The organism is Limosilactobacillus gastricus PS3, from assembly GCF_000247775.1.
In the GTDB taxonomy this organism is placed as follows: domain Bacteria; phylum Bacillota; class Bacilli; order Lactobacillales; family Lactobacillaceae; genus Limosilactobacillus; species Limosilactobacillus gastricus_A.
On the sequence record NZ_AICN01000043.1, the window covers coordinates 1 to 9,865 of the forward strand.

The following is a 9,865-nucleotide window of genomic DNA, read 5'->3' on the forward strand; positions in this document are numbered from 1 at the left end:
TTTTTGATTATTGATCATTGAGCTTAAAGATCGGTATTTTTTCTGTCATTTCATGACCCGTATTTGCCCGACTTTGACGACGCTGTTCATATCTTTGCCGATCAGCCTCAATGGCTTGTGGAGTCGTTAAATTACTTTGTTGCCATCGTAACAGAATCCGATCCATGTACTTTAAAGTGTACTTACCATTCACTACGGCTTCTTTTAAGGCTAAATGAATTAAATTAGTCGAATAGTGATCCTGATCAATCCACTGATTAACATATTGGAGCTCCATTGGTGATAAGGTCCGCCCAAATTCAACTTGGATTTGCTTAAAGATTTCTTCGCGGCTCGTTGTCGGTTCTTTCGTGTCCGTATTAGGGTCATTTTGATCGCCTATTTTCGTTAACTGATCAATTAATCCCGAAAAATCGTAAACCGCCGTATCTTTGCCTGATGCAGTTGGTACTAAACGTTGGGTTACCAATTTGTGACTGACCATTTCATGAATCAATTGATTTACCTGGTCTTCACTAGTCCCCAGATGATCAGCAATATCTTTTAGTGAAGGTTGCTCAACCCCACGGTCTAAATAAGATTTTAACTCTAAATACACCATCAATTGACCCGTCGTCATGCCAATCTCATGATAATGATGCAATAATAAATTGCTAATCGATGTCGTTCCAGCCTTCAAATAGCGGTGCAAAAAATCTGCAACCATCTTCCTCACCCCCATAAATTTTACTTATCGTCATTATACTAAAGTAAAAACAGGCTGGCGAAGAAACAAACTGTTTCTTCCCAGCCTCTTTTAATATTGCAACTAATTTTACGGATATAAGCGGTTTAATAATCGTGGGAATGGGATTGTTTCCCGAACATGATCCGTCTTCGTAATCCAAGTCAAGAACCGTTCCAAACCAAGTCCGAACCCAGAGTGTGGTACTGTTCCATACTTTCGTAAGTCTAAATACCATTCGTAGGCAGATTCATCTAGACCTGCATCTAGAATAGCTTGGCGAAGCACTTCATAATCAGTTTCCCGTTCTGAACCACCGATAATTTCACCGTAGCCTTCAGGCGCTAATAAGTCCGCACAGACGTAGACATCGTCACGGGTTGGGTGTCCCTTCATGTAGAATGGCTTAATCGATTTTGGATAGTTCAAAATGAAAACGGGTTGATCAAATTGATCGGCCAAATAAGTCTCTTCTGGCGAACCAAAATCAACTCCCCATTCAATCTCAAAGTTAGCTTTTTTCAGCATTTCCACGGCTTCATCATAACTAATCCGTGGATAAGGTAATTTGGTGAATGGCACTAAGCTTTCCGGATCACGACCAAGAACTTCTAGTTCATGACGGCAATCTTTGAGAACTGCCGAAACCAAGTAAGCCACATATTGTTCCTGAACTTCCAAGCTTTCTTCTTGATGCATGAAGGCCATTTCTGGTTCAATCATCCAGAATTCAATTAAGTGCCGCCGCGTCTTGGACTTTTCTGCTCGGAAAACCGGTCCAAAAGAGTAGACCTTGTTTAAGGCCATTGCACCCGCTTCTTCATATAATTGACCTGATTGTGATAAGTAAGCATCTTGATCAAAGTATTCCGTATGGAAAAGATCGGTCGTTCCTTCTGGGGCATTTCCCGTTAAAATCGGTGGATCAATCTTAGTGAACCCTTGTTGTCCAAAGAATTCATAAGTTGCCCGAATAACCCGATCCCGAACTTTCATCATAGCTTGCGGCTTGCTTGAACGAAGCCATAAATGCCGGTGATCTAGTAAAAAGTCAACTCCATGTTCCTTGTTACCAATTGGATAATCTTCACTATCACCTATCAATTCAATATCATCAATTTGAATTTCATAGCCAAATTTGGACCGCGCATCCTCGTGGATCTCACCCGTTACCCAAAAGCTAGATTCTTGCCGCAAATCATGACGCGCCATTTCAAAAATTTCTTCCGAAACCTTATTTTTTAACAAGATTCCTTGAAAGAAGGCTGTCCCATCCCGAAGTTGCAAAAAGGCAATTTTTCCGCTGGAACGCTTATCAGTTAACCAAACCCCAATGCGCACGCGTTCGTTAACGTGCTTAGGCGCATCAATAATGTTAATTGTTTCCAATATTTTCCTCCTCAATTTAAAGGTTATTCATTTCTTCTACGATCTTACCAGTTTTGAAGTTAACTAGGGCATAATTTAATTTTCCCTTTGTATTATAATAGGCCACTTCCCAAACTGGTGACTTTCGATAAATTCCTAAAGCAGTATGCAGGACTCGGCGAATTTGGTGCTTTTTTTGAACCACTTGAATTGCTTCTCGACCGGTAATTCCACTAGACTGTTTCAATACGGTCACCTTACTGCTACCTGCTGGAACGATTACTAAAAGCTGTTGATTTTTTTTATTTACACCCGCGACCGAATAATAAGTTCGTTCTTGGTTGTAAATAAAGAAATTACTAACCGTGGTCAAATTAGCCTTGGACTTAGCTAAAGCGGTCACCCGATTTTGGGCAACTGTCTTGTCATGATTGGCACTGGCATAAAAGCCCCAACCGCAAGCTACTAGTACGACCACCACCAGAAGCCAAATCCAGCGTCGCCGATGACGACGTGGTTGGCGACGGCGGCGTTGATGACGTCGATTCTGATTCCGCTGTCGTTGACTTTGCATTGTAATTCCTTTCTAAATTAACATCTTTTGCATTATACCAAATTTTTACCCCTGCTCCGCGCTTATCGATGATTTTTTAGAAACTTTTTCACGAGATTAGCTAATTGATTAGTAGCCACTTGATCAACTGGCAAGTTTTCCGGCAACATATTTAAAACACTCTTCCCATAACGCCGGTTGATTAAACGGGGATCAAGGACAATCGTAATCCCATAGTCATCTTCCGTACGTAAGATCCGGCCAATTCCTTGTCGCATCCGCATAATCATCCTTGGTAAATCAGCTTGATAAAAAGGACTTTGTCCCTGGGCCTTTAGATGTTCATGTTGAGCTTTTACCATAACTTGATCTGGTGAGTCAAATGGTAAACGAGTAATGATTAATAATTGCAATTGATCTTCCGGAAGGTCAATCCCCTCCCAAAAACTAGCGGCCCCTAACAAAACTGAATCCGTTCCAGTCGCAAATTGTTTTAAAATTTTATCCCGATTACCAGTAATTCCCTGAGCTAAAATATCGCGTTGATCGAATAAGCCTGTATTACGCAGTCGGCTATAGACCTGTTCAATCGTCACCAGGGAATTAAATAAAATCATTGTTTGACACGGATTAGCAATCGTAATCTCAGCAATAGTTTGTGCTAAATAATCAACGTATTGGCTTGTTTGTTCTGGTTCTAGAGCATCTTTAGCAATATACAAATGAGTTTGTTGTTGAAAATCAAATGGCGAGCCGAAACGTTTGATGCGGACTTGGTCGGCCACTAAATCCAAATGTTGATAAAGATAACTTGATTTATGCGAGGTAAACAAGGTCGCACCAGTAAAAATCATCGCAGAAAAGTAAGGGTAAACGTGGTGTGACAAGAAATGGTTCTGTTCTAATAATCCCCCACTTAATTTCATGGTACTCGTTTCGTTCCCTTGGTTTACTGATAGCCAAAACACCGCCGCTGCTGGTTGATCTTGAACCGTTTTACTCATCTCATGTAATTGCTGATCAAACTCAATAAGCGATTGATAGTAACTATTAAATTGACTCATTAAGTAACGATCAATCATCAGCCAACTATCCCGTCGGCCATTGAAGAGGCGTTGTAAGGACGTAAAATGAAGCTGCACACTTGCCAAGGCCTGTTCCAATTCAATCATCTGCGGTAGATCAAAATTAATGACTTTTTGAAAAGCCTGGTTATCAATTGGTTGCTCAATTTGTGCCGTAGACGATTGGCTTGGAGGCAAGAGGTCCATTAAAGCTTCTTCTAAATTAGTCACTGCCTGACTTACTTGGTCAAGATCGTCATATAGTAATTCGACATTATAGACCCCTAATGGCAAATTTTTAAAAACACTGGTGAGATTATGCTCGTCGCGATGACTGACCAGATTATGGAGTTGATTAATATCCGTTGCCACTCGTTGAAAACTAATCGTAGTTCGTGATTGCTGCATGACACTCTGGCTCAAATGTTGAGCCTCATCAACCACTAGATAAGCTTGTTGATCATCATTAGTTAATTCGTCAGCATGCGCCACTAAATAGGCATGATTAGTAATAATGATATTGGCAAATTGCAAAGCCCGTTGGCGACGCACTAAAAAATCATCTCGATAATACGGCTCATCTGGTGTTAAGGTTCGTAATCCCCCATGACGAATTTGCGCAAAAAATGGTGAATTCATCGCATTAAGATTTAATTCGTCTAGATCTCCCGTGGTCGTCGTTAAGAGCCACACTAAAATACGAGCCTTCAATAATTGAACATTGGGGGCATCATCCGTCATACTTAATGACCGGGCAAAGCGACCCAGGTGGATATAATGTTGGTTCCCCTTTACGATGACGGCCGTCATTTTAAAAGGTAACAGCGCATTTAATTGAGGGATCGTAATGGCTTGAATCTGTTGTTGTAAAACATTGGTTGCCGTAGAAACAATAATTTGATCGTGAGGATATGTTAAATAGCTCAGCGGAACCAAGTAGCCTAAAGTCTTCCCAGTTCCTGTCCCAGCTTCGACTACTAATTGACGGGGTGTATCAGAATGCGAAAACTGGTTGTAAATACTATTCATTAGCTTGGCTTGGATAGGCCAATATTGAAATTGATCACCAAAAAAAGCCAGTTTCTGCCGTTTGGTATGCGGGTACGGGCGCCGTTTCAGGGCATTTTCAACTTGAACTGGCCGTACCTTATGTAAGACTAATTCCCCACTCATATATAAATCATCAGGCAAGCGATAATTTTGCTTTTGTCGTTGGACTAGTGCTCGATCAAACATTAAGGCCGTATCCAAGGGCAATTTTAAATTCATGTTTTGCAGACGCTTTAAGGTCGGCGTCGGTAATTGATCTAAACGTTTCATTAAATCAATTAACAAAGTTGCCGTCGCATCGGCATCAGAAATAGCTGAGTGTGGATTGTCATGCTCAATTGCCAAATATTTTGTTAAATCCCGCAAACGAAAACTTTCGGCCGTCGGCATAAGTATCTGGCTAAGCGTAACTGTGTCTATAGCGGGAATTTCTAAAGTCGGATAACCCGCCCGCTCTAGTTCCATATTAATGAAGGCAAAATCAAAATTAACATTATGCGCGACAAAGGTCGTTTCCGTTAATAAAGCATAGATAGTTGGCGCTATTTCATCGAAGTATGGTGCTTGCTTTAAATCCCGATTATGGATCCCTGTTAATTGCTGAACCGCTTGAGGAATCGCCATCCCGGGATTTACTTTGGATTCAAATTGATTAATAACTTTTTGGTTTTGTACCAGGACACAGCCAATTTGGATCACCCGCGAACCACTGGTTAAACTCGTCCCAGTAGTTTCTAAATCCACCACCGCATAGATGGGACCTTTTGATGATTGATGTTTATCCACCGTTTTCATCCTTTCTTGTCTACTAACTGTTATTAATGATACTATTATTGGCGTTATTTATCTATGATCATCTAAATCGTGGTAAAATATAGATTTGTAAATAAGGATCGTGGTTTAGGAAAGTGAGTTTTTGTGCAATGGTTAACTCAGCAACTGGGACAAGTCATGCCAAGATCATTTTGATTGGCGAACATAGTGTGGTCTACCACCAACCGGCAATTGCCCTCCCCTTGCCAAGTATTCAAACTATTGCCACCCTAAATACTGCTCCCAGTAGACATCAAATTATTAGTGAAAGTTTCACCGGTGAACTTGACCAACTCCCTGTTCAAATGCTTGGCATTCAACGCTTAATTGAGCAATTAATGGAACGTTTCGCTGATCATCAAAGTGGCTGGGTCTTAAAGATTACTAGTCAAATTCCCCAAGAACGCGGGATGGGATCTTCGGCGGCGGTCGCAGTTGCAATTACGCGCGCTTTTTTTAATTTCTACGAGACCCCCTTGGAGCGAACTGAATTATTAGAACTAGCTAAAATTGAAGAAGTTGAAACCCACCGTAACCCAAGTGGTCTAGATGCGGCGACGGTAAGTTCTGATCAACCGCTTTGGTTTATTAAAGGCGAAAGCGGTCAAGCCTTCCCCTTAAATCTCTCTGGCGCCTTAGTAATTGCGGACACCGGGATTAAAGGGGCGACCAAAGCGGCCATCCAAGCCGTCAAAGAAAAACTCGAAACTGATCCAACTGCTCATGAGCGAATCAAACACTTAGGTGAATTAACTAAAGCTGCCAAGCAAGCCGTGATTGACAATAATCTTGAGATGCTCGGACAAATCCTGGATAATGCTCAACTTGACTTACAAACTCTAAAGGTTTCATCATCCGAACTCAACCATCTAATTCAAGTAGCTAACCGAGCTGGTGCTTTAGGCGCTAAATTAACCGGTGGTGGTCGTGGTGGTTGCATGATTGCCTTAGCCCAAAACCTATCTAGCGCCCGGCAAATTGCTAGCCAATTAATGGCTCATGGTGCAAAGCAAACCAATATTCAACCATTTAAAGGAGCGACGACAAATGGCTAGTACGGCCCGTGCACATACTAACATTGCCCTAATTAAATACTGGGGAAAACGTGATGCTGATTTAATCCTACCCTATACTGATAGTTTATCTTTAACCTTAGATGAATTTTATACAACGACCACGGTTGATTTTGACTCTCAGTTAAAACAAGATCATTTAATCATTGATGGTCAGGTTATTAGTCCTGATAAATCAGCAAAGGTCGCCCGTTTTATGGACCTTGTTCGCCAAATGAGCGGGCAAAAAGCCTTTGCTAAAATTAAATCCATTAATCATGTCCCAATGTCGGCTGGTTTGGCTTCTTCTGCCTCCGCTTTTGCTGCCTTAGCCGCTGCGGCCAGTCGAGCAGCTGGTTTAAATTTGACGCCGACAGAATTAAGCCGCTTAGCCCGTCGTGGCTCCGGCTCAGCTACCCGGTCGGTTTTTGGCGGACTAGTCCAATGGCACCGTGGCACAGATGACGAAAGTTCTTATGCAGAACCAATCATGGAAAAAGTAGATTTTGGGTTAGAAATGATTGCGATTATGATCAATCGTCAGCAAAAAAAGGTGTCTAGCCGGGGCGGAATGCAAGCGTCCGTTGATACTTCGCCCTATTTTGAAATCTGGCCGAAAGTAGTTGAACAGGATTTAAAAGCCATTAAAATTGCGATCCAGGAGCATAATATCTCCAAGATTGGTGAAATTGCCGAAGCTAACGCAATGCGTATGCATGCTCTAACCTTATCTGCTCAGCCACCCTTCACCTATTTTGAAGCTTCAACTATTAAGGCCATTAACTTGATCAATCAATTGCGCCAAACGGGGCTAAACTGTTATTATACTATGGATGCTGGTCCTAACGTTAAAGTGATCTATGATCAAAAGGACCGTCCCCAGTTACTCGCCGCATTAGGTCAGGTTTTTGGTCAAGAAAACCTAGTTGTCGCCCAACCTGGTCCCGGAATTGAGTATTTGGAAACGATAGAATGTGAGGATTAAATCTTGATTATTGCAAAAGCGCCCGGCAAGTTATATATTGCTGGTGAATATGCGGTGGTTGAAAATCAATATCCCGCGGTATTAGTAGCTCTCAATCAATTTGTTACCTGTACCATCCGCCCAACTAGTCATCTGGAAGGCTCAATCACAAGTCACCAATATGAAAACATGGGATTATCTTGGCGCCGTAATGGTGATCAAATGGTCATTGACCGCCGTGACAATCCTTTTGTCTATATTTTGTCGGCCATCAGTGTTACGGAGGAATATGCCAAAGCCCTCCATAAACCTTTAGGCGTTTATGATCTAACAATTGATAGTCAATTAGATAGCGACTCAGGGAAAAAATATGGTTTAGGTTCCTCAGCTGCTGTCACGGTTGCAACTGTAAAAGCCCTTTTAAATTATTATGAAATTCCTGCCAGTAAAGAAGTTATCTTTAAGTTAGCTTCCATCGCTCACTTCACGATTCAAGGGAATGGCTCCCTTGGTGATGTGGCCGCTTCGGTCTACGGTGGTTGGATTGCCTACCGGTCTTTTGATCGGGCATGGCTTGCAAACCAACGGCAGCGTTGCACTTTAGTGGATTTAATTAGTCAAACATGGCCTGGTCTCGAGATTGAATCACTGATCGTTCCGAATGAACTTCAATTAATGATTGGTTGGACTGGTAAGCCCGCTTCAACCTCTCACTTAGTGGATAAAATCGACGCCTTTCACCAAATCCACCCTGAACAATATCAAGAGTTCCTGGAAAATAGTCGCCAATGTGTGGAACGCATGGTCGACGGTTTTCACCGACAAGATATCGCCACAATTCAAAATGAATTACGAAATAACCGCCTGCTCTTGCAAAGTCTCGCGATTCAATCGGAAGTACAGATTGAAACCCCACTCTTACAGCAACTCTGCCAAATTGCGGAACAGTTCAAGGGCGCTGCTAAAACTTCTGGGGCTGGCGGTGGTGATTGTGGAATCGCCATTCTCAGTCATCCAAAGGATCGGTCCAGACTAACCGCTGCTTGGCAGGCAGCAGGAATCGAACCCCTAAATTTAGCGATTCACTATGTTGATGAAGTTATTAGTGAATCTGTATAAATAATCGGTCCTCGGGGCCGATTTTTAATTAATGGTCATTATTGCTATAATTAGACCAATCACATACCTGGAGAAAAACATGGTTAATCAACATGCACAGCGAAAAAATGAACACCTTTCTTTAGCAGAGAAAGATTATGACTTCAATCATCAATATGATCCATTTGCCGGGATCCAATTAATTCCGCGCGCTCTGCCTGAAACGGATTTAAACAAGATCCAGACTCATGCTAACCTAACTGATAAGTTAGATCTTGCTTGGCCGTTTTATTTAGAGGCCATGACCGGTGGGAGCGAACGAGCCGGTAAGATTAATCATCAATTGGCCACCGTAGCCAAAGAATATGATCTTGCCATGGCAACTGGCTCGATGAGCATTATTTTTAAAGATGATCAAGCTAAAGCATCTTTTACGATCGTCCGTGAAACGAATCCGAATGGGATTATTATTGCTAATTTGGGAGCTTCGGCTACTCCCCAACAGGCCCAAGCAGCCATCGATTTAATTCAAGCAAATGCCTTAGAAATCCACTTGAATGTTGCTCAAGAGTTGATTATGCCAGAAGGCGACCGAGAATTTCTTTGGTTGGAGAACCTGCAAGCTATTCAAGCGGCGATAAAGGTTCCCCTAATCGTAAAAGAAGTGGGAAGTGGGATGAGCGTCAATGATCTTAATCAATTAGCGAACGCTGGGATCCAAGTAGTTAATATTAGTGGTCGAGGTGGTACGAGTTTCCCTCGGATTGAAAATCGACGTAATCATCACCGAAACTATCATGATAATCTATTAGCCTGGGGATTAACTACTCCCCAGGCACTCATTGAAAGTCAATTCCGTCACAATGCAAACCAGCAAATTATTGCGTCTGGCGGCATCACTAGTCCGCTAGACGTTATTAAAGCTGGTGCGATGGGAGCTCAAGCAGTCGGCGTCGCCGGTTATTTTTTACACCAACTCATCCAGGACGGTCCTGAAACATTAAGTCAAGAAATTGCTGAGTGGCAAGCTGAAATCCCTGAAATTATGACCATGCTAGGTGTTAGTAGCTTTGACCAATTAAAGCAGGTTGACCTGGTTTTAGATCCAGAATTATATAATTATCAAAAACAACGACAAACTCAAATTAAAGCTTAAAGACGAGGAAGAACCAAATCGGC

At 42.1% G+C, this 9,865-nt stretch carries 8 protein-coding genes; 4 read left to right on the forward strand and 4 right to left on the reverse strand.

Annotation, left to right across the window (positions count from 1 at the left end):
- Positions 1-7: 7 nt before the first annotated feature.
- The 4 genes from PS3_RS05125 to PS3_RS05140 all read right to left on the reverse strand — a co-directional run bounded on the left by PS3_RS05125 (position 8) and on the right by PS3_RS05140 (position 5,554).
- The gene (locus PS3_RS05125) at positions 8-706 is read right to left on the reverse strand and encodes a DnaD domain-containing protein (RefSeq protein WP_007122253.1); all 699 of its coding nucleotides are present in this window, start codon (positions 704-706) and stop codon (positions 8-10) included.
- A gap of 108 nt (positions 707-814) precedes the next feature.
- Positions 815-2,113 carry an asparagine--tRNA ligase gene (gene asnS / locus PS3_RS05130; RefSeq protein WP_007122254.1) on the reverse strand — a complete coding sequence of 433 codons (1,299 nt, stop codon included), beginning with the start codon at positions 2,111-2,113 and terminating at the stop codon, positions 815-817.
- A 16-nt stretch (positions 2,114-2,129) separates the two neighbouring features.
- Positions 2,130-2,666 carry a cell wall elongation regulator TseB-like domain-containing protein gene (locus tag PS3_RS05135; protein ID WP_040468246.1) on the reverse strand — a complete coding sequence of 179 codons (537 nt, stop codon included), beginning with the start codon at positions 2,664-2,666 and terminating at the stop codon, positions 2,130-2,132.
- Between the two features lie 62 nt (positions 2,667-2,728).
- The gene (locus tag PS3_RS05140) at positions 2,729-5,554 is read right to left on the reverse strand and encodes a helicase C-terminal domain-containing protein (RefSeq protein WP_040468247.1); all 2,826 of its coding nucleotides are present in this window, start codon (positions 5,552-5,554) and stop codon (positions 2,729-2,731) included.
- 128 nt (positions 5,555-5,682) lie between these two features.
- Between PS3_RS05140 and mvk the strand changes: the two genes are divergently transcribed.
- From mvk to fni, 4 genes are all read left to right on the forward strand, one after another.
- On the forward strand, positions 5,683-6,627 hold the full coding sequence (mvk, locus tag PS3_RS05145; RefSeq protein WP_007122257.1) for a mevalonate kinase: 945 nt from the start codon (positions 5,683-5,685) through the stop codon (positions 6,625-6,627).
- Positions 6,620-7,609, forward strand: a complete 990-nt coding sequence (mvaD, locus tag PS3_RS05150; protein ID WP_007122258.1) for a diphosphomevalonate decarboxylase — start codon at positions 6,620-6,622, stop codon at positions 7,607-7,609. The genes mvk and mvaD overlap by 8 nt, the downstream gene beginning before the upstream one ends.
- A gap of 3 nt (positions 7,610-7,612) precedes the next feature.
- Positions 7,613-8,707: a phosphomevalonate kinase gene (locus PS3_RS05155; RefSeq protein ID WP_007122259.1), complete on the forward strand. Its 1,095-nt coding sequence runs from the start codon at positions 7,613-7,615 to the stop codon at positions 8,705-8,707.
- A gap of 79 nt (positions 8,708-8,786) precedes the next feature.
- Positions 8,787-9,842 carry a type 2 isopentenyl-diphosphate Delta-isomerase gene (fni, locus tag PS3_RS05160; RefSeq protein ID WP_007122260.1) on the forward strand — a complete coding sequence of 352 codons (1,056 nt, stop codon included), beginning with the start codon at positions 8,787-8,789 and terminating at the stop codon, positions 9,840-9,842.
- Positions 9,843-9,865 lie beyond the last annotated feature (23 nt).